The sequence below is a fragment of the Candidatus Dactylopiibacterium carminicum genome, assembly GCF_014736495.1.
Classification (GTDB): domain Bacteria; phylum Pseudomonadota; class Gammaproteobacteria; order Burkholderiales; family Rhodocyclaceae; genus Uliginosibacterium; species Uliginosibacterium carminicum.
On the sequence record NZ_MDUX01000036.1, the window covers coordinates 16,545 to 34,220 of the forward strand.

Below are 17,676 nucleotides of genomic sequence, written 5' to 3' on the forward strand. Positions count from 1 at the left end.
AATCAGTCGTTCAGGCAGCCTTCTTGGCCTTGGATGCGGAGCCAACTGCTTTCACGGTCGCGCTGGTGGCGGCGGCCACATTGGCTTCGGCAATTTCAGCAACCTGCTTGGCAGCTTTATTGATGCTGTCATAGGCAGAGTTGGCGGCCGCGATGGCGGATTTCACTGCAGCCACGGCAACATCGGAACCGGCAGGTGCTGACTTAGCGGCCTTGTCCAGTGCTGCAGTGAGGTTTTTGTTGATTTCGCCGAACTGGGATTCGAAGATTTTGGATACGTCTTCCTGGGCTGCGGCCGAAATCTCGTACACGCTGCGGCTGTAGGTCACGAACTTTTCGATCGTCGGCTGTGCCAGGGAAGCCTGCAACGCCAGCAGTTCCTGCGCATCCTTGGCGCCGAGCAGGCTCTTTGCATTGCTCACACTGTCTTCAAGGATGCTGCGTGCGGTGTTGAGGTTCAGTGTGGCGAGCTTTTCGGCGCTGGAGAAAGCTGTGTTGGCAAGCGTGAGAGCAGCTTCGATGGAAGCTTTGTTTGCGGCGCCGATCTGATCGGGAAAGGACATGACGTTCTCTTCAGTATGTCTGGTGGGTTGATGGCTGCAGGCTCGGAATGAGCCCAGGCAACCGAGGCAGCTTTGCTGCATTGCACAACCCGGATTATAGAGAGAGAACGTGTCGTGTCAAGAATTTTTGCTGCAGCGCAAAACAAACAAAGTCTTTTGTATTCAGCGTGTTACGCCTGGTTTTGCTGCGATCTTGGGGTTTGCCCTGAAGGGAATGCATCATTCAGGTGCGTGCGCCCGGAGCGACTCCGGGCACTTCGCACAACAAGGGTGCTCAAGGGTGGGATGGGGCAGGAGCGCTGCTGCTGGCGGCCGGGGCAGAGGCTGCGCTACGTGGCCAGATGGTGACGGTGACCAGACCACCACTTCCCTTGGTCGTCTTGCCGTCCGCGCTGTTGGTCACGGTGTAGGACTCGGTGTAGCCGTCGTATTTGATGTATTCGCCGCGGGTTTCATCCTTGCCGCTACGGGTCATGGCACGTTGGAAGAGGCGAACCTTGTCGGTGCGGGCGTCGTATTCGATGCGTTCCGCTTCGCCTTCCACATAGTCATCCCGCCCTTCGCGTTTCTGGCGGAACCGCGCGAGTCCGCTTTCTCCACCCGTGGCTACTCCCTTCTGGAAGCCATCGGCATCCTGGGTGACGACCAGTTTGTCGGTTGTGATGAACAGGGTTCCCTGAGTCAGGCGTACGCGTCCTTCAAAAACCGAGGCCTTGTTTCGGTCGTCGACGCCGCCACGTTCCGACTGGATGGTAACGGGCTTGCTGCGGTCCGCGCGTTCGGCATGCGCGCCGTGGGTCGCCGTCAGAGCAAACAAGGCAAGAAGGGCGAGGCGAGGCAGGCTGGACATTGACAACTCCGGTATCAGGGGGTGGTTTGTGTGGGCTGGCCGGGCATCTCGGCCTGTAGTTGACCAAAGACGCGGAACTGCCCCTTGAGGTTGTCCCATTCGCCGCCAACGCCCTGGATCTGCAGGTTGCCGTGGGTCAGTACAAAAGGCTTGTCAGTACGGGCAAGCTCTTCGCCCTGACGCACCAGCAGTTCTTCGGTGGTCAGCGTCTGGCGTGGGCTACCATTCTGCGGGGGGCGGTCGCCGCGCACATCCTCACGCATGAGAACCTGCTCGCCCCGGCTTGAAACAAAGGCCTTGCGTGCAGTGAACGTGGCCAAGCGGCCTTCACCCAGGAAACGGATGATGGGGGCGTCGAGTTCGGAACTGTCGTCGTCCGGGAAATGCTGCAGTTGTTGCGCAACGAGTTGGGATTGCAGTTGACCACGGGCGTCAAAATGGTCGACGGTGAAGTTTTCGACCATGGTATCGGGCTCATGGCGGACATTGCGCAGCCCCGAGCGATCTTCCGAGCTGACGATGTGTTCGAGCCAGAAGGACCCCATGGCCAGCAGACCGACCAACAGCAGAGGGAAAAGTGAGCCTGCGCGATTCATCGATTGAGGTAGCCCTGATGCAAGGCGTCCAGCTTGCCTTGAGCTGCCAGGATGAAATCGCTGAGCTCACGTACGGCACCGCGACCGCCCCCCTTGCGGGTAACGTAGTCGACGTGGGATTTCACGAAATCGTGCCCATCGGCTACGGTAGCGGAGAAACCACAGGCACGCAGGATCGGCAGGTCGACCACGTCATCACCGATGTAGCCGGTCTGCTCTGCCGTGAGTCCGAGCGAGGCACGCAGTTCACGCATGACCGCACGTTTGTCATGCACCCCCTGGAATAGATGCCTGATACCAAGATTTCGGGCTCGATGCGCGACCATCTGTGAGTCACGCCCGGTGATGATGGCAACCTCGACGCCGGCTTCCATGAGCATTTTCAGACCATGTCCGTCCAGGCTGGAGAAGACCTTGATCTCGTCTCCGGCGGGCGTGAAATACAGGTCGCCGTTGGTGAGCACGCCGTCAACGTCGAAACCCATCAATCGCACCTGGGCGGCAAGTTCGGCAGGGCGGGACATCAGATTACCTTTGCATTCATCAGATCGTGGGTATTGAGTGCACCGATCAGCTTCCTGTTCGCATCCACCACCAGCACCTGGCTGATGCGGTGGCGATCCATCAGCTCGGCGACCTCCACCGCGAGGGATTCAGGGCCGATGCTGCGAGGGCTCGTATGCATCACGTCACGGATCATCAGACCTTTCAGATCCGGGCCGGTTTCAAGCAAGCGGCGCAAGTCACCATCTGTGAAGATGCCGACCACACGGTTTTCGGCATCGACGACCGCCGTCATGCCCAACCCCTTGCGTGAGATCTCCAGCAGCGCCGCGCCGAAATCCGCATCCTCCCGCACGGCCGGGATAGCGTCCCCCGTGCGCATGATGTCGCGAACATGCGTGAGCAAACGTCTGCCCAGCGCTCCGCCCGGGTGCGAGCGGGCGAAGTCTTCCCGGCCGAAGCCGCGCGCTTCGAGCAGGGCGACGGCCAGTGCGTCACCAATGGCCAATGCGGCGGTGGTGCTGGCTGTCGGTGCAAGATTCAGTGGGCAGGCTTCTTCAACGACGCCTGCATCCAGGTGGGCATCGGCAAGCAGGGCTAACGGAGAGTCCGGTTTGCCGGTGATCGCGATCAAGGGGGCGTTCATCCGCTTGACCAACGGCACGATGATCAGCAATTCCTCGGCGGAGCCTGAGTTCGAGAGTGCGATCAACACATCGTCGGGCTGCACCATGCCCAAGTCTCCGTGTGCTGCTTCACCCGGGTGTACGAAGTATGCGGGGGTGCCGGTGCTGGCCATGGTGGCTGCGATCTTGCGACCGACGTGGCCGGATTTGCCTACGCCGCTGACGATCACGCGCCCTCGTGCGGCAAGGATGAGCTTGACGGCGCGGACGAAGTTCTCGTCCAGACGATCCGCCAGTGCGGCGACTGCACGCGATTCGATATCCAGAACTCTGCGAGCGGAGCTCAAGCAGGCGTCGGGGGCCAGTGTCAGGCTTGCCTGGGGAATATTTGGGTTCATGAGGTGGCAGCGGTTAAACTGGCGGGCGAGTATAGCAAAGCCACTACCGGCCCCGTGCCTCGAACGGGGGTGGTCTTACCCCGGAAATCCCTAACATGCACGGCGCCTTCCTGGTCGTCCTGATCCTGCTGGCCGCGTCCGTCTGCGCGGTCGTTGCCTTTCGTGCCCTGAATCTGCCCGCGGTGCTGGCCTACCTGTTTGTAGGCGCCTTGCTCGGGCCGCATGCGCTGGGTGTCGTTCCCGATACGGAGCAGGCTCGATACCTTGCCGAATTCGGTGTGGTGTTCCTCATGTTCTCCATCGGGCTGGAGTTCTCCCTGCCTCGCCTGTTCGCGATGAAGCGTCTGGTGATCGGGCTGGGAGGGCTGCAGGTCATCGGCAGCATCCTGTTGATTACGCTGGTCGGACGGCTTGCGGGCTTGGGGTGGGCAACCAGCTTTGCCATCGGTGGCGTATTGAGCATGTCTTCCACGGCGATGCTGTCCAAGCTGCTGGTCGATCGCATGGAGCTGGAGTCCCCTCACGGTCGGCAGGTGATCGGCGTGCTGCTGTTCCAGGATCTGGCGGTGGTGCCGTTGCTGATCCTGATTCCCGCGATTTCCCATCCAGGGGATGCCCTGGCGCCCATGCTCGGGTTCGCACTGCTCAAGGCGGTGGTCGTGTTGGCGTTGATCCTGTTTTTTGGGCAGCGGTTGATGCGGCGCTGGTTTACGCTGGTTGCGCGGCGCAAATCCTCCGAGCTGTTCATGCTCAATGTGCTGTTCATCACGCTGGGCTTGGCAGAGCTGACCGAGCTCGCCGGGCTTTCGATGGCGCTCGGGGCCTTCATGGCCGGCATGTTGATCTCCGAAACTGAATTCCGCTTGCAGGTGGAGGAAGACATCAAGCCTTTCCGGGATGTGCTGCTGGGGCTTTTCATGGTCACCGTGGGCATGCTGCTCGACTTCGAGGTGATCGTGCGAAATCTGCAGTGGGTGCTATTGGTGCTCGCCGGATTGCTGGTGCTGAAGTTTGCCGTGGTGGCCTGTGCGTCCCGCTGGTTGGAAAACAGGGGGGCACTGCGGTACGGGCGGGTCTGTGGCTGTGCGCAGCTGGCGAGTTCGGCTTCGTGCTGCTGACGCTGGCTACTGACGTCAATCTGGTTCCTCACCCCGTGCTGCAGCTGGTCGTCAGCGCCATGGTGCTGTCTTTGCTGCTCGCTCCGTTGATCGTGCATTACAGCGATCGGATCGTGCTACGTTTTGTCGCCTCCGAATGGATGCTGCGCTCCATGCAGCTCACACGCGTGGCGGCGCAGAGCATCGCAACGGATCGGCACGTGATCATCTGCGGCTATGGACGGACCGGGCAGTACCTGGCGCGCCTGCTGGAGCAGGAGAAAGTGCCTTATGTGGCGCTTGATCTGGATCCGGATCGTGTGCAGGAGGCGGCTTCTGCTGGTGACCCTGTCGTATTCGGCGATTCTGCCCGACACGAAACCCTGTTGGCTGCGGGCCTGATGCGCGCCAGCGCGGTGGTGCGGTGGTGGTTTCCTACAACGATGAGGCCGCGACCAGCAAAGTTCTGCATCACGTGCTCGCCTCCCGTCCGGATGTGCCCGTGATTGCACGCTCACAGGATGATGCCGACATGGAGCGCCTAGTGGCGCGTGGTGCCGCGGAAGTCGTGCCCGAGATGCTTGAGACGAGCATCATGCTCGCGACGCACACATTGGCGCTGATCGGCAAACCACTTGCCCGGGTGGTTCGACGCATGCGCGATATCCGTTCGCAGCGTTACAGCCTGATGCGAGGCTTCTTTCTTGGCGCATCGGACGCTGAGAAACGCCTTGATGCCCAGGAAGCCAGGCTGCACACCCTGGCACTGCCCGCTGGCGCTTGGGCGGTCGGCAAGACCATCGCCGAGCTGGATCTGGCTGATGTGCGGGTGGCTGCCATGCGCCGCCAAGGCGTCCGCAGCCTGGATCCTGAAGGAAGCACCCATCTTCAGGAGGGAGATGTCCTGGTACTGCTGGGAATGCCCGTCCCGCTGACTGCGGCGGAAAACTGGATCCTGAAAGGGAGATGAAGAGCATGCTTTGCGGGGCCGGCTGCAAGCAATGTCCGTGCCTCGATTTTGCGTATGTACTTCAGGGTATTCCGCGTGCAATAAACTACGAATGTCTTTTGATCCGGTTTTACAATTGAAACTTTTGTAGCGATTTCCCTTCGGCAATGGTATCCATTCGGTCTGCCCGTTCTGGCCATCTTTTTGCAAGCCGGGCGTCCATTCTCTTCTTACCTATGCCCTGAACGATGCTCCAACCCGTCATCCTGTCCGGAGGTTCCGGCACTCGTCTTTGGCCTGCGTCCCGCGAAACCTACCCAAAGCAGCTTCTGCCCCTCACGGGGGCGGAGTCTCTTTTGCAGATCACAGCCCGCCGTCTTGAGGGGTTCGCAGCGCCGGTGGCCGCGCCTATCGTCGTGACCAACGAGGATCATCGCTTCATCATCGCCGAGCAGCTCCGGCAGATAGGCAAGCACTCTGATCGCATCGTGCTTGAGCCTGTTGGCCGCAATACAGCCCCGGCTGTCCAGCTGGCAGCGTTGCTTGCGGTTCAGGAGGGAGACGATCCTGTATTGCTCGTGATGCCTGCGGACCAGATCGTGACTGATTCCGGGGCATTCCTTGTCGCATTGAGCGAAGGACTACAGCTTGCGGCTGCTGGGGCTCTGGTCACATTTGGCATCGTGCCTGACAGACCCGAGACGGGGTACGGTTATCTTCGTGCCGGTGATCCTGTCATGGGGGCAGCTACCGCCAGGAAACTGGATGCCTTTGTCGAAAAGCCCGACTCGGTGCGCGCTGCTGAATACGTCGCCAGTGGGCAATATCTCTGGAATGCCGGCATCTTCATGATGCGTGCAAGTGTCTGGCTCAAGGCCCTGCAGACATTGCAGCCCGAGATTGCTGGCGCGTGTGCTGCCGCTATGGGCGAAGCCAGGCGAGATTCGGATTTCATCAGGGTAGGCAAGGCTGCTTTCATGGCCTGCCCGTCCAACTCCATCGACTATGCCGTCATGGAGAAGCTTGGCGCCCACCCCGAACTGGGGGCTTCCGTTGTCGTTCCCCTGGAGGCGGGCTGGAGTGATGTCGGGGCTTGGGATGCCCTCTGGCAAGTTTGTGCCAAGGACGCTTCAGGGAATGCTGTGCAGGGCGAGGTGATGCTGGAGGATACGGCCGGCAGCCTCGTCTTCTCGCAAAGCCGGCTCGTGGCAGCGGTTGGAGTCAAGGATCTGATGATCGTGGAAACACCGGATGCCGTGATGGTGACGGATAAGGCCAGGGCTCAGGACGTCAAGAAGATCGTTGAGCGCATTAAAAAAGAAGACAAGAAGCTGGCCGCGACTCACCGAAAGGTCTATAGGCCATGGGGATGGTACGACAGCATCGATACCGGCCCTCGCTTCCAAGTCAAGCGCATCGTGGTGAATCCCGGCGCAACGCTCAGCCTTCAGATGCATCATCACCGCGCGGAGCACTGGATCGTGGTCAGTGGTACCGCAGAGGTAACCAATGGCGAGCAGGTGTTGCTGCTCTCCGAAAATCAATCGACCTACATCCCGCTGGGCACCGTTCACCGGCTCGCCAATCCCGGGAAATTGCCGCTCGAGATCATCGAAGTCCAGTCTGGATCCTATCTTGGAGAAGACGATATCGTGCGCTTCGAAGACTCTTATGGGCGATGTAAATAATTCCATTCAGTTGAATTCAAAATAAAGGAATAAATCCAGATGAGTATTTTCGTGACCGGTGGAGCCGGCTTCATCGGCAGCAATTTTGTGCTCGATTGGCTCGCGCAGAGCAATGAGCCGGTGATTACCCTCGACGCTCTGACCTACGCCGGTAACCTTGAAAACCTTGCAAGCCTGGATTGCGATTCGCGCCATATCTTCGTGCAAGGCAACATCTGCGATCGCCCGCTAATTGACCGTTTGTTGGCGGAGCACCAGCCTCGCGTCATCGTGCATTTCGCAGCCGAAAGCCACGTGGATCGCAGCATTCACGGTCCTGGTGAATTCATGCGTACCAATATCGACGGTACCTTTACCTTGCTGGAGGCCGCACGCGCCTACTGGTCCGGCCTCGAGGGCGAAGCAAAGGCAGCATTCCGTTTCCACCATGTCAGCACAGACGAGGTTTACGGCTCGCTCAAGCCCGAAGATCCTCCCTTTGCCGAAACCAATCCCTACGAACCCAACAGCCCGTACTCCGCCAGCAAGGCCGCGAGTGACCACCTCGTGCGTGCCTGGCACCACACCTACGGTCTACCGGTCACGACCAGCAATTGTTCGAACAATTACGGGCCTTACCATTTCCCCGAGAAGCTGATCCCGCTGATGATCGCCAATGCGCTCGCCGGCAAGCCGCTGCCCATTTACGGTGATGGCCAGCAGATCCGCGATTGGCTGTATGTGACTGACCATTGCAGCGCCATCCGCGCGATTCTCGACAAAGGCAAGGTCGGCGAGGTCTACAACGTCGGCGGCTGGAATGAGATGCCCAACATCGAGATCGTCCAGACACTCATCCAGTTGCTGGACAAACTCTCGCCCCGTGCCGACGGCAAGTCCTACAGCGAGCAGATCACCTACGTGACCGACCGCCCCGGCCATGACCGCCGTTATGCCATCGATGCACGCAAGATCGAACGCGAGCTCGGCTGGCGCCCTGCGGAAACCTTCCAGACCGGCATTCGCAAGACAGTCGAGTGGTATCTGGCTAACCAGGCCTGGGTCCGTAATGTGCAGAGCGGGGCCTATCGAGAGTGGCTGGCGCTTAACTACGCAGCGCGTAGTTAAGCGAGTGCTGGGTGCTGAGGACTGCGTGCGGAGGAGAGGTTCTTGGGCGTTCAACGATTCGAAGAATTGCAGGCCTGGCAAAAGGCGCGTGAGCTGGTTGTAACCATTTACGCAATCACACGCGAAGGTGCTTTTGCCAAGGATTTTGGTTTGCGGGATCAGATTCAGCGGGCGGCTGTTTCAACCATGTCGAATCTTGCTGAAGGCTTCGAGCGCGGCAGTCGCCCGGATTTTCACCGGTTCGTCATCATCGCCAAGGCCTCATGCGCCGAAGTCCGCAGCCAGCTCTACATCGCATTCGATATCGGCTATATCACTGAACAACAACTTAGCCACATCATGAAGCAAGCATCAGAGCTCGCCCGAGTTCTAGGTGGTCTCCGCGCATCACTCGACGAAACAAGAACCCCCCAATGACTCAGCACTCAGCACTCAGCACTCAGCACTCCGCCGCAAGCGGCGAGACTCCCCACCCCCGGATCTTGATTCTTGGATGCAGCGGCCAGGTCGGCTGGGAATTGCAACGTTCGCTTGCCCCTTTAGGGGAAGTGATCGCGCTGGATTACGACAGCAAGGATCATTGCGGTGACTTCAGTCAGCCCGAGGCTGTGGCGCAGACCGTGCATACCCTCCGGCCGGACGTCATCGTCAATTCCGCAGCCCATACCGCCGTCGACAAAGCCGAAAGTGAAGTGCCCTTTGCGCGCCTGCTCAATGCCACCGCCCCAGGTGCCGTAGCCCAGGTTGCCAAAGAAATCGGCGCGCTGCTGGTGCACTACTCCACCGACTACGTTTTTGACGGCAGTGGTGACGCCCCGCGCGACGAAGCCGCCCCGACCGGCCCGCTCAGCGTTTACGGCCAGACCAAGCTCGAAGGCGAGCAACTCATCCTGCAATCAGATTGCAAGCACCTGATCTTCCGCACCAGCTGGGTCTATGCCGCACGTGGTGGCAACTTCGCCAAGACCATGCTCAAGCTCGGAGCCGAGCGCGAAGCACTCAAGATCATCAATGATCAGATCGGCGCGCCCACCGGAGCAGACCTCCTCGCGGATGTAACTGCCCACGCAGTGAAGCAATATCTGAGCACTCAGTCCTCTGTGCTCCGTTCTGACTTTCCCTACGGCCTCTACCACTGTGTCGCCGCCGGTGAAACCAACTGGTACGACTACGCCTGCTTCGTTTTCGATCAGGCCCGCCAGGCAGGGCGTGAGCTCAAGGTGCAAGAGATCAGTCCGATCCCGACCAGTGTCTACCCTACGCCGGCCACGCGTCCGCTCAACTCGCGGCTCGATACCACCAAACTCCAGCAAGCCTTCGGCTTGGTTCTGCCGGATTGGAAGCTTGGCGTCGCAAGAATGATCAAAGAAATTCTCTGAACAGATCTCACAAACATGACTCAGTCCTCAGCTCTCAGTTCTCAGCCCTCACGCAAAGCGCGCAAGGGCATTATTCTCGCCGGCGGTTCCGGCACCCGCCTGCATCCGATCACGCTGGGCGTCTCCAAGCAGCTCGTGCCGGTCTATGACAAGCCAATGATCTATTACCCGCTCAGTGCGCTGCTGCTGGCGGGCATTCGTGACATCCTGATCATCTCGACGCCGCAAGACACACCACGCTTCCAGCAGTTGCTGGGTGACGGCAAGGCCTGGGGCGTGAACTTCGAGTACGCCGTGCAGCCGAGCCCGGATGGCCTCGCGCAGGCCTTCATCATCGGTGCCGATTTCGTTGGGGGGCACCCTTCGGCCTTGGTTCTCGGCGACAACATATTCTATGGACACGATCTGGCCGCTCGGCTCAAGGCTGCCGATGCACGCAACGAAGGCGCCAGCGTGTTTGCCTACCCGGTATCCGACCCCGAGCGCTACGGCGTGGTCGAATTCGATGCCAAGGGGCATGCCATCAGCCTCGAGGAAAAACCCAAGCAACCGCGCAGCCGCTATGCGGTGACGGGGCTCTATTTCTATGACGAACAGGTCGTCGATTTCGCGAAAAACCTCAAACCCTCCGCGCGTGGAGAGCTGGAAATCACCGATCTGAACCGGATCTACCTGGAAAAGGATCAGCTCGACGTGCAGATGATGGGGCGTGGCGATGCCTGGCTCGACACCGGCACCCATGACAGCCTGATCGAGGCCGGTCAATTCATCCAGACACTCGAAAAGCGGCAAGGGTTGAAGGTCTGTTGCCCGGAAGAAATCTGCTGGCGCAATGGCTGGATAGATGATGCCCAACTGCGTTCGATCGCTGCGCCCTTGAGCAAGAGTGGCTACGGGAGCTATCTGCTGGAACTGCTGAATCACGCAGTCTATTGATGCCACCGGATAATTTTCACAAGGCTCCGCACGTGAGAACTCTCCGCCTGGAGGCAGGGCATGGATGCTACTGATTCAGTAGGGGCTGCTGGCCGCCATCCCCTGCGCGTCACGCTGTCGGTCTGGTACGCGCTGCTGCTGCGCGAATCGCTGACCCGCCTGTTCTCGCGCAGGGCAGCCTGGGCCTGGTTGATGGCCGAGCCGCTGTTCCACATTGCCTACATGCTGGCGATCTTCACCGGCATCCGGGCCTACAAGATGGGCGGGGTGGATGTTGCCATCTGGCTCATCACCGGCATGTGCGCGTTTTTCATGTTCAGGCGGGTGGCGTCTCAGGGGCAGAACGCCATCAGCGCCAACCAGGCCCTGTTTTCATACCGACAGGTTTTGCCAGTCGATACCGTGATCGTGCGGGCGCTGCTGGAAGGCGTGCTGATGTTGCTGGTCACCTGCGTATTGCTGGCGGGGGCCGCATTGTTTGGCCACGATGTCGTGCCGGATGAGCCCTTGTTGGTGATCGGGGCTGCTTTCGGTCTTTGGCTGATCGGTCTCGGCTGGGGGTTGATCACGTCGGTGCTGTGCGGTCTGGTGGCCGAGGTGGGTAATCTCATCGGCTTCTTGATGCTGCTCTCCGGAGCCATCATGCCCATCAACAGCATTCCTCAGCCATATCGGGACTATCTGATCCTGAATCCGTTGGTGCATGGCATCGATGCTGTCCGGCTCGGTTTTGCTCCGTACTACCATGCCATTCCCGAGCTGAGTCTGCCTCTCCTGTATGCCTGGGCATTGGGCATGCTGGCATTAGGGCTGATTCTCCAGGTGCATTACCGAGAAAGGCTGATGCATCAATGATCCTGGTCGAGGATGTACACAAGCGCTATCGCACGGATCACGGTCTGGGCCCCTGGGTGCTCAAGGGTGTCAATTTCAGGATTCCGCCAGGCGTGAGCGTAGGCCTGGTCGGCAAGAATGGCGCGGGGAAATCCACCTTGCTGCGTCTGATCGGGGGTGTCGACCATCCCAATCGAGGGCGCATCGAGCGGCATTGCCGGGTTTCCTGGCCCATAGGGTTCGGTGGCGGCCTGCAAGGCTCTCTGAGCGGGCGGCAAAACGCCAAATTCGTCTGCCGTATCCACGGTCATGAAGATGACATGGTCGATCGTCTGCAGCGAATTGCCGATTTTGCCGAGCTGGGAAACTACTTCGACGAACCTGTCAAAACCTATTCTTCCGGGATGAGATCGCGGCTGCAGTTCGCGTTGTCTCTGGCCTTCGATTTCGACGTCTATATCTCGGATGAGGTCACGGCCACGGGCGATGCCGCTTTCAAGAAGAAGGCAGCCGAAGCCTTCAAGCAGCTGGCAGGGCGCTCCAGTCTGATCATGATGTCGCATGGCGAAGGGACTCTGCGTGAATTCTGTACGGCGGGCATCTGGTTGAACGATGGCTACGCGTACTGGTTCGATGCCATCGATGACGCATTACGTGCTTACAAGGAAAGCATTCCCAAATGGTTCAAGAGATCAAGCAATCTCCGCTTGCGCGGCTCAGCGCCCGGTGGGTGGCCTGGCTGCAGAACTTCCTGGTGCCCGCGGCGCTTCGCCGCCGCCTGTTTGCCATCACCGTTATCGTGAACGTGCTGGCAGGTCTGTATTGGGGGCTGATCGTCTCGGAGCGTTATGTCTCCGAAGCTCACGTGATCGTGCAGCGCACCGATATGACGGGGGGCGGCAGTACCGATTTTGTCGGTCTGCTCAGCGGTCTGGGAAACAACAGCAATCGCTCTGATCAGGTGTTGCTGCGCGATTACCTGCTGTCACCCGATCTGCTGAGAAAGCTCGATGCGCGGCTGGGGCTGCGCGAGCACTTCGCCGATACCAGTCACGATATGTTCTCGCGACTCCCGGATGCGTCCGAGAGCATCGAGCGCTTTCTGGAGTACTACCGCAGTCGTGTCAGCATCAATTACGACGAATACTCCGGCGTACTCGTGATCCGCGCACAGGCCTTCGATCCGGCCATGGCGCAAGCCATCGTTCAGGCCATCGTGGAGGAGGGCGAGGGGCGGCTGAACGAACTGGGGCACGAGTTGGCGCGTGAGCAGGTGCGCTTCCTGGAACAGCAGGTCGAAGACACCAACGCCAGAGCACTTGCCGCACGCCAGGCCGTGCTTTCCTTTCAGAACGAAAAGGGCCTGGTCTCGCCGCAAGGTGAGGTGGAGGTTCGCGCCCAGATCGCCGCGAGCTTTGCCGCCCGGCTGGCAGAGTTGCGTACGAAGCGCGCCGCCATGCTCGCGTACCTGATGCCAGACAGCCCTCGCATCCGTGAGATCGATGCGCAGATCACCGCCACTCAGCAGCAGATCGAAGCCGAGCAGGCACGCCTTGTCGCGCCCAAGGGCGGTGCGCTCAATGCCACGGTGGAGGAATATCAGCGTCTGACCATGGCGGCCGAGTTTGCCGGAGCACTGCACAAGACGACGCTCGCTGCGCTGGAGCATGGTCGTGTGGAGGCCATGCGCATGCTCAAGAAGATCTCCGTGGTACAGGCACCCACCCTGCCTGAATTCCCATTGCAGCCCCGTCGCGGCTATAACTTCATCGTCTTCTTGCTGGTCTCGATGCTGGTTTCCGGCATCCTGCACCTCATCGCAGCCATCATTCGTGATCACAAGGATTGAGCCCATGAAAAGGCTTCTTGTTACCCTGTTTGTCTCTCTGGCCGCGCTGAGCGCGCAGGCCCAGTTCCAGTCCTCGTCTGCAGCTGCCGATGCTGCCAGCCTGGTGGATGCGCTCAAGGCACAACAAGCGCTGCAGGCTCCGCAGCCCAAGGCGCCGCCGATACCCCAGGTGCAGCTCCGACAGCCCCCAGCCCCCTCCTCGGCGCCAACAAGTGATGTGTTCGGTACCCAGCTCTTCACCGGAGCGTTTGCCAATCAGGGGCCGGTGCAGTTCAACAGCGATTACGCCGTCGCCATCGGCGATCAGGTTCAGGTCCGCCTGTGGGGCGGCTTTGATTACGACGCCACGCTCACAGTCGACCCCCAGGGCAACATCTTCATCCCCAACCTCGGGCCTGTCCCCGTGCTGGGCGTGCGCAATGCGGAGCTGCAACGCGTGGTCGAAGCCTCCGTCCGCCAAGTCTTCCGCAGCAATGTGCAGTGTTATGCCAGCCTTGCCGCTGCGCAGGCCGTACGTGTCTTCGTCGGCGGTTTCGTGCTGCGTCCGGGGCTCTATCAGGGCACTTCGATGGATAGCCTGCTGCATTACCTCGATCAGGCGGGTGGCATCGACCCCGAGCGTGGCTCTTTCCTCAGCGTGCAGGTCAAACGGGGTGATGAGATCCGCGAAACCATCAACCTCTACGACTTCCTGCTGCGTGGCACCATGCCATTGGTGCAGTTCGCCGATGGCGACGTGATCTTCATTGGTCCGAGACAGAACGTGGTTCGCGTGAGCGGCCTCGTTGAAAACGCCAAGCGCTTCGAATTCACCCAGGGCAGTTTCAGTGTGGAGGAGCTGTCGGAGCTGGCCCGCCCGCTGGCACAGGCCACCCATGTGCGCGTGATGCGAAACACCGGCGCCATTCGCAATACCGAGTACTACCCGCTCAAAGAATCGGCCAGCATCGTCCTTCAGAACGGAGACGAGCTTGAATTCACCTCCGACAAGAAGCCCGGCACCATCACCGTGCGCGTCGAAGGCGAGCATGACTCCGTCCAGGAGTATGTGCTGCCCTACGGCACCCGCCTGGGCGAACTCGTCACCCGCATCCACTTTACCGAGCGTGCAGATCGCAGCAGCCTCCAGCTCTTCCGCCAGAGCGTGAAAACCCGCCAGAAGGCGCTGCTCGAAACTTCTCTGCGCAGCCTGGAAACTGCCGCGCTCACCGCGCGTTCCGGCACCAGTGACGAGGCAAAGTTGCGCAAGGACGAAGCCGATCTGCTGTTGCAATGGGTGGACCGCGCACGCAAGGTCGAGCCCAGTGGACAGGTACAGATCGCCAGCGCTGCCGCCCGCGATGAGTTGCCATTGGAGAACGGTGACATTCTCCGTGTGCCGTCAAAGGATGGTCTGGTGCTGATTTCCGGCGAAGTACTGTTCCCGAACGCTGTCGCCTTCGATCCCGACCTCAACACCTCTGGCTATATTTAGCGCGCCGGGGGCTACACGCAGAATGCCGACGCTTCCCGCATCATCGTGGCCCACCGCGACGGCAGTTTCGCCGAAGCCGGGGTGAGCTCCGGCTGGTTCGGCAGTTCCAGTCGCGAGGTCGAAATGCGCCCTGGTGACGAAGTGCTGGTGCTGCCACGTATCGACGTGAAATCCCGCCAGATCGCCAAGGACCTCACTCAGATCCTTTACCAACTGGCTGTCAGCGCCAAGGTCATCTTTGGTCTTTGATACCAGAACGGTCATTCATGCTTCAGGAGAACCCCATGCAACAGGAGACGGCCGGCGTGTTGCGTCCCAAAGGAAAAGCCAGCGTGCCGCACACGGCGGATGACATTGAAGCCCTCATGCTGCGTTCGATGTTCTGGCGGCCGACTTATCTGGCCTTGTCTGCCTGGGTGGAGCACGTTCCCTTCGCCTTCTGGCTGACCGAGGCGGCACGTCCCGCCTGTGTCGTGGAACTTGGCACGCACTACGGCACCTCCTATTTCGCGTTCTGTCAGGCCGTCGAAAGGCTGGGGATCAACTCCCGTTGCTTTGCCGTCGACACCTGGAAGGGAGACGAACACGCTTCCATTTATGGCGAAGAAGTCTTTGCCCAGGTGCACGAACACAACCAGGCCCAGTATTCCAGCTTCTCCCGGCTGGTGCGCAGCACCTTCGATGAAGCGTTGCCGCATTTTCCCGATGCCAGCATCGATCTGCTGCACATGGATGGATTGCATACCTACGAAGCGGTGAAGCACGATTTCGAAAGTTGGCTGCCCAAGCTTTCCTCGCGCGCTGTTGTGGTGATGCATGACTCCAACGTACGTGAGCGTGGTTTTGGCGTCTTCAAGTTCTTTGCCGAGTTGGCACAGCGCTACCCCCATTTCGAGTCCGCACATGGTCATGGCCTCGGGGTGGTCGGCGTGGGGGCCGAGCAGACGCCGTTGATGCGGGCGCTCTACCAGGCGGGTTCGCAGCCCGACCAATCCCGACGGGTGCAGGAAACCTTCGCGCGTCTGGGCCAGGCCTGTGCAGAGGGCTTGAACGTACGCAGCCTTCAGCAGCGTCTGGGCGAGCAGCAGCATATGTTCAAGCGCGAACAGGATGAAAGCATCGAGCAGCAGGCGCTTTCACGCGGAGCCCTGGCCGAGCGCATCACGGCGGAGGTACAGCGCAATGCCGGCCTGTTGGCCGATTACGAAGGCATGCGCCAGCAGTTCCTGCAGGCCGAGGCGGCCCAGGCTCAGGCCCAGTCACGGCTGGTGATTCTGGAAGAGCAAAGCCAGCAACTCCTGAACGAAAAAGGCGAGCTTGCTGCGAGCCTCGCTGTGCAGCAGGCGCTTTACGCCCAGGAGCAGCAACGCACCGAGCAGCTCAACGGGCAGATCCAGGCGCTGGAACGACAACGGTCGGAAGAGTCATCCAATACCACCGAAAGTCTGGCCTTGCTCCATGCGCAGCTTGCGGAGAGCCGTGCTGCACGTGTGGCGCTAGAAACCCATCTGGTGGCCCAGACTTCCCAGCTCGGGCAACTGACCCAGGCCCAGAGCGAACTGCAGACACGTCTGTCGCAGGCGCAGGCTGAGGCGGCCGAATTTTCCGCGGCCAGAGATGCGGCACAAGATGAAGTGGCCCTGCTGCGTGGCACGCTTGCCGAACAGCGGACCCGGCTGGGTGCGCTCGAACAACAACTTGCTGCCGAACAGAGCCGGGCAACTGAGCTGCAGGATGCGTACGAGGCTGCCTGTGCTGAAAATGCGGCTTCGCAGCAGATGATCGACACCCTGCGGCGAATCAATGCCGATCTTCACCGTGCCTGGGAAACGGCAGGGGAGGAGCGCATCGGTTTGCAGGATGCTGCGGATGCGCGTCTGGCAGAAAGCCACAGATCCTCGGCAGAGCGGGATGCTGCCCGGATCGAATGTACCCGCCTGGAAGGCGCGCTGGGTTGCGCCGAAGCGCAGGTCGTCGATCTTCAGACCAGTCTGGATGCCCGCTTTGGCGAGGTCGCCCAACTGATCGCCCAACTGGAAGCCCGTGCCGCAGATCTGCAGGAAGCGCGTTTGCAGCTTGCCCGGGAAAAGCAGAAAGCTGCCCGGCTGCGTCGTTCTGCCGCCTGGCGACTGACGGCCCCTCTGCGCTGGCTCCTCGGTTTTCTGGATCGGGCTCCGGATACGGCCCTTGAAACCAATATTGCTCTGATACGGGCTTCCGGTCTGTTCGACGAAGCCTGGTATGCAAGACAGCTATCCAGTACGCCCACCGGTGGGCTGGAGCCGATCGCGCATTACCTCAAGCAGGGCGCCGCCAAAGGGCTTTCTCCTTCATCCGAGTTCGATACGACAGCCTATCTGGCGCGTTATGCGGATGTGGCCAGCTCAGGCCTGAATCCTCTGGTGCACTACATCCGGCATGGGCGTGCCGAAGGTCGTCTGACCTTCTGATTCGCCCAGCCTGCTGCCGCCCGATCCAGGCGGCAGCATTCCTTTCATCTCATCCGAACGACCCCTGAAAAGGTCTTCCCGTCCTATGTCTCAAGTCGCAAATCGCCGTGCTGCCTTGCTGGCTTTCGATGCTGACTGGTATCTGGCCCGCTATCCCGATGTCGCCCTCACCGGCTTGCCACCCTTTGTCCATTTCGAGCGCTATGGGCAGCCGCTGGGCCGTCTGCCCTGCGCAGACTGGCAGATCGGGGCGGCAAGCCACCTGCCCAAGGCCGATGCCTGCGAACTGGCTTTCAGCGCCAGCCATCAGGTACTCCCCGATTGAATCGCCCCGGGTTTCCTAGACAGCCCCGAGCTTCATGAAATACTGTTTTTCA

General features: G+C 60.3%; 19 protein-coding genes. 14 read left to right on the forward strand and 5 right to left on the reverse strand.

The window, feature by feature from the left end; all coding sequences use genetic code 11:
- Positions 1-10: 10 nt before the first annotated feature.
- The 5 genes from BGI27_RS11275 to BGI27_RS11295 form a co-directional block, all read right to left on the reverse strand.
- Complete coding sequence (locus BGI27_RS11275) at positions 11-562, reverse strand: phasin family protein (protein ID WP_095524969.1); 552 nt, start codon at positions 560-562, stop codon at positions 11-13.
- Positions 563-836: 274 nt separating this feature from the next.
- Positions 837-1,412: a lipopolysaccharide transport periplasmic protein LptA gene (gene lptA, locus BGI27_RS11280; RefSeq protein WP_095524970.1), complete on the reverse strand. Its 576-nt coding sequence runs from the start codon at positions 1,410-1,412 to the stop codon at positions 837-839.
- Positions 1,413-1,426: 14 nt separating this feature from the next.
- The gene (gene lptC, locus BGI27_RS11285) at positions 1,427-2,008 is read right to left on the reverse strand and encodes an LPS export ABC transporter periplasmic protein LptC (RefSeq protein ID WP_095524971.1); all 582 of its coding nucleotides are present in this window, start codon (positions 2,006-2,008) and stop codon (positions 1,427-1,429) included.
- The gene (locus BGI27_RS11290; protein WP_095524972.1) at positions 2,005-2,532 is read right to left on the reverse strand and encodes a KdsC family phosphatase; all 528 of its coding nucleotides are present in this window, start codon (positions 2,530-2,532) and stop codon (positions 2,005-2,007) included. Before BGI27_RS11290 ends, lptC begins: the two co-directional genes overlap by 4 nt.
- Complete coding sequence (locus BGI27_RS11295; protein ID WP_095524973.1) at positions 2,532-3,536, reverse strand: KpsF/GutQ family sugar-phosphate isomerase; 1,005 nt, start codon at positions 3,534-3,536, stop codon at positions 2,532-2,534. Before BGI27_RS11295 ends, BGI27_RS11290 begins: the two co-directional genes overlap by 1 nt.
- A gap of 95 nt (positions 3,537-3,631) precedes the next feature.
- Here BGI27_RS11295 and BGI27_RS18670 point away from each other — a divergent pair, with 95 nt between their 5' ends.
- From BGI27_RS18670 to BGI27_RS11355, 14 genes are all read left to right on the forward strand, one after another.
- Positions 3,632-4,654 (forward strand): cation:proton antiporter domain-containing protein, encoded by a 1,023-nt coding sequence (locus BGI27_RS18670; protein WP_317984293.1) that lies wholly within the window; start codon positions 3,632-3,634, stop codon positions 4,652-4,654.
- Positions 4,645-5,139, forward strand: a complete 495-nt coding sequence (locus BGI27_RS18675) for an NAD-binding protein (RefSeq protein WP_317984294.1) — start codon at positions 4,645-4,647, stop codon at positions 5,137-5,139. The genes BGI27_RS18670 and BGI27_RS18675 overlap by 10 nt, the downstream gene beginning before the upstream one ends.
- Positions 5,136-5,603 (forward strand): TrkA C-terminal domain-containing protein, encoded by a 468-nt coding sequence (locus BGI27_RS18680; protein ID WP_317984295.1) that lies wholly within the window; start codon positions 5,136-5,138, stop codon positions 5,601-5,603. The genes BGI27_RS18675 and BGI27_RS18680 overlap by 4 nt, the downstream gene beginning before the upstream one ends.
- Before the next feature lie 227 nt (positions 5,604-5,830).
- Positions 5,831-7,270: a mannose-1-phosphate guanylyltransferase/mannose-6-phosphate isomerase gene (locus BGI27_RS11305; protein ID WP_095524974.1), complete on the forward strand. Its 1,440-nt coding sequence runs from the start codon at positions 5,831-5,833 to the stop codon at positions 7,268-7,270.
- A 39-nt stretch (positions 7,271-7,309) separates the two neighbouring features.
- Positions 7,310-8,377, forward strand: a complete 1,068-nt coding sequence (gene rfbB / locus BGI27_RS11310) for a dTDP-glucose 4,6-dehydratase (protein ID WP_095524975.1) — start codon at positions 7,310-7,312, stop codon at positions 8,375-8,377.
- Between the two features lie 42 nt (positions 8,378-8,419).
- Positions 8,420-8,794 carry a four helix bundle protein gene (locus tag BGI27_RS11315; protein WP_095524976.1) on the forward strand — a complete coding sequence of 125 codons (375 nt, stop codon included), beginning with the start codon at positions 8,420-8,422 and terminating at the stop codon, positions 8,792-8,794.
- Positions 8,791-9,756 (forward strand): dTDP-4-dehydrorhamnose reductase, encoded by a 966-nt coding sequence (rfbD, locus tag BGI27_RS11320; RefSeq protein ID WP_095524977.1) that lies wholly within the window; start codon positions 8,791-8,793, stop codon positions 9,754-9,756. The genes BGI27_RS11315 and rfbD overlap by 4 nt, the downstream gene beginning before the upstream one ends.
- Positions 9,757-9,771: 15 nt before the next feature.
- Positions 9,772-10,692 carry a glucose-1-phosphate thymidylyltransferase RfbA gene (rfbA, locus tag BGI27_RS11325; RefSeq protein ID WP_095524978.1) on the forward strand — a complete coding sequence of 307 codons (921 nt, stop codon included), beginning with the start codon at positions 9,772-9,774 and terminating at the stop codon, positions 10,690-10,692.
- Positions 10,693-10,752: 60 nt separating this feature from the next.
- The gene (locus BGI27_RS11330; RefSeq protein ID WP_095524979.1) at positions 10,753-11,547 is read left to right on the forward strand and encodes an ABC transporter permease; all 795 of its coding nucleotides are present in this window, start codon (positions 10,753-10,755) and stop codon (positions 11,545-11,547) included.
- Positions 11,544-12,329 carry an ABC transporter ATP-binding protein gene (locus tag BGI27_RS11335; protein WP_095524980.1) on the forward strand — a complete coding sequence of 262 codons (786 nt, stop codon included), beginning with the start codon at positions 11,544-11,546 and terminating at the stop codon, positions 12,327-12,329. Before BGI27_RS11330 ends, BGI27_RS11335 begins: the two co-directional genes overlap by 4 nt.
- Before the next feature lie 1,050 nt (positions 12,330-13,379).
- Positions 13,380-14,849 (forward strand): polysaccharide biosynthesis/export family protein, encoded by a 1,470-nt coding sequence (locus BGI27_RS11345; RefSeq protein ID WP_223871760.1) that lies wholly within the window; start codon positions 13,380-13,382, stop codon positions 14,847-14,849.
- 45 nt (positions 14,850-14,894) lie between these two features.
- Positions 14,895-15,098: a hypothetical protein gene (locus BGI27_RS18105; RefSeq protein ID WP_223871761.1), complete on the forward strand. Its 204-nt coding sequence runs from the start codon at positions 14,895-14,897 to the stop codon at positions 15,096-15,098.
- Positions 15,099-15,133: 35 nt separating this feature from the next.
- Complete coding sequence (locus BGI27_RS11350) at positions 15,134-17,299, forward strand: class I SAM-dependent methyltransferase (RefSeq protein WP_095524982.1); 2,166 nt, start codon at positions 15,134-15,136, stop codon at positions 17,297-17,299.
- An 85-nt stretch (positions 17,300-17,384) separates the two neighbouring features.
- Positions 17,385-17,624 carry a hypothetical protein gene (locus BGI27_RS11355; RefSeq protein ID WP_095524983.1) on the forward strand — a complete coding sequence of 80 codons (240 nt, stop codon included), beginning with the start codon at positions 17,385-17,387 and terminating at the stop codon, positions 17,622-17,624.
- Positions 17,625-17,676 lie beyond the last annotated feature (52 nt).

Bases quoted from the DNA above. Each gene is read 5' to 3' on its own strand.
- BGI27_RS11275 (WP_095524969.1), bottom strand. From the start codon at position 562: ATGTCCTTTCCCGATCAGATCGGCGCCGCAAACAAAGCTTCCATCGAA.
- lptA (WP_095524970.1), bottom strand. From the start codon at position 1,412: ATGTCCAGCCTGCCTCGCCTCGCCCTTCTTGCCTTGTTTGCTCTGACG.
- lptC (WP_095524971.1), bottom strand. From the start codon at position 2,008: ATGAATCGCGCAGGCTCACTTTTCCCTCTGCTGTTGGTCGGTCTGCTG.
- BGI27_RS11290 (WP_095524972.1), bottom strand. From the start codon at position 2,532: ATGTCCCGCCCTGCCGAACTTGCCGCCCAGGTGCGATTGATGGGTTTC.
- BGI27_RS11295 (WP_095524973.1), bottom strand. From the start codon at position 3,536: ATGAACCCAAATATTCCCCAGGCAAGCCTGACACTGGCCCCCGACGCC.
- BGI27_RS18670 (WP_317984293.1), top strand. From the start codon at position 3,632: ATGCACGGCGCCTTCCTGGTCGTCCTGATCCTGCTGGCCGCGTCCGTC.
- BGI27_RS11305 (WP_095524974.1), top strand. From the start codon at position 5,831: ATGCTCCAACCCGTCATCCTGTCCGGAGGTTCCGGCACTCGTCTTTGG.
- rfbB (WP_095524975.1), top strand. From the start codon at position 7,310: ATGAGTATTTTCGTGACCGGTGGAGCCGGCTTCATCGGCAGCAATTTT.
- rfbD (WP_095524977.1), top strand. From the start codon at position 8,791: ATGACTCAGCACTCAGCACTCAGCACTCAGCACTCCGCCGCAAGCGGC.
- rfbA (WP_095524978.1), top strand. From the start codon at position 9,772: ATGACTCAGTCCTCAGCTCTCAGTTCTCAGCCCTCACGCAAAGCGCGC.
- BGI27_RS11330 (WP_095524979.1), top strand. From the start codon at position 10,753: ATGGATGCTACTGATTCAGTAGGGGCTGCTGGCCGCCATCCCCTGCGC.
- BGI27_RS11335 (WP_095524980.1), top strand. From the start codon at position 11,544: ATGATCCTGGTCGAGGATGTACACAAGCGCTATCGCACGGATCACGGT.
- BGI27_RS11345 (WP_223871760.1), top strand. From the start codon at position 13,380: ATGAAAAGGCTTCTTGTTACCCTGTTTGTCTCTCTGGCCGCGCTGAGC.
- BGI27_RS11350 (WP_095524982.1), top strand. From the start codon at position 15,134: ATGCAACAGGAGACGGCCGGCGTGTTGCGTCCCAAAGGAAAAGCCAGC.
- BGI27_RS11355 (WP_095524983.1), top strand. From the start codon at position 17,385: ATGTCTCAAGTCGCAAATCGCCGTGCTGCCTTGCTGGCTTTCGATGCT.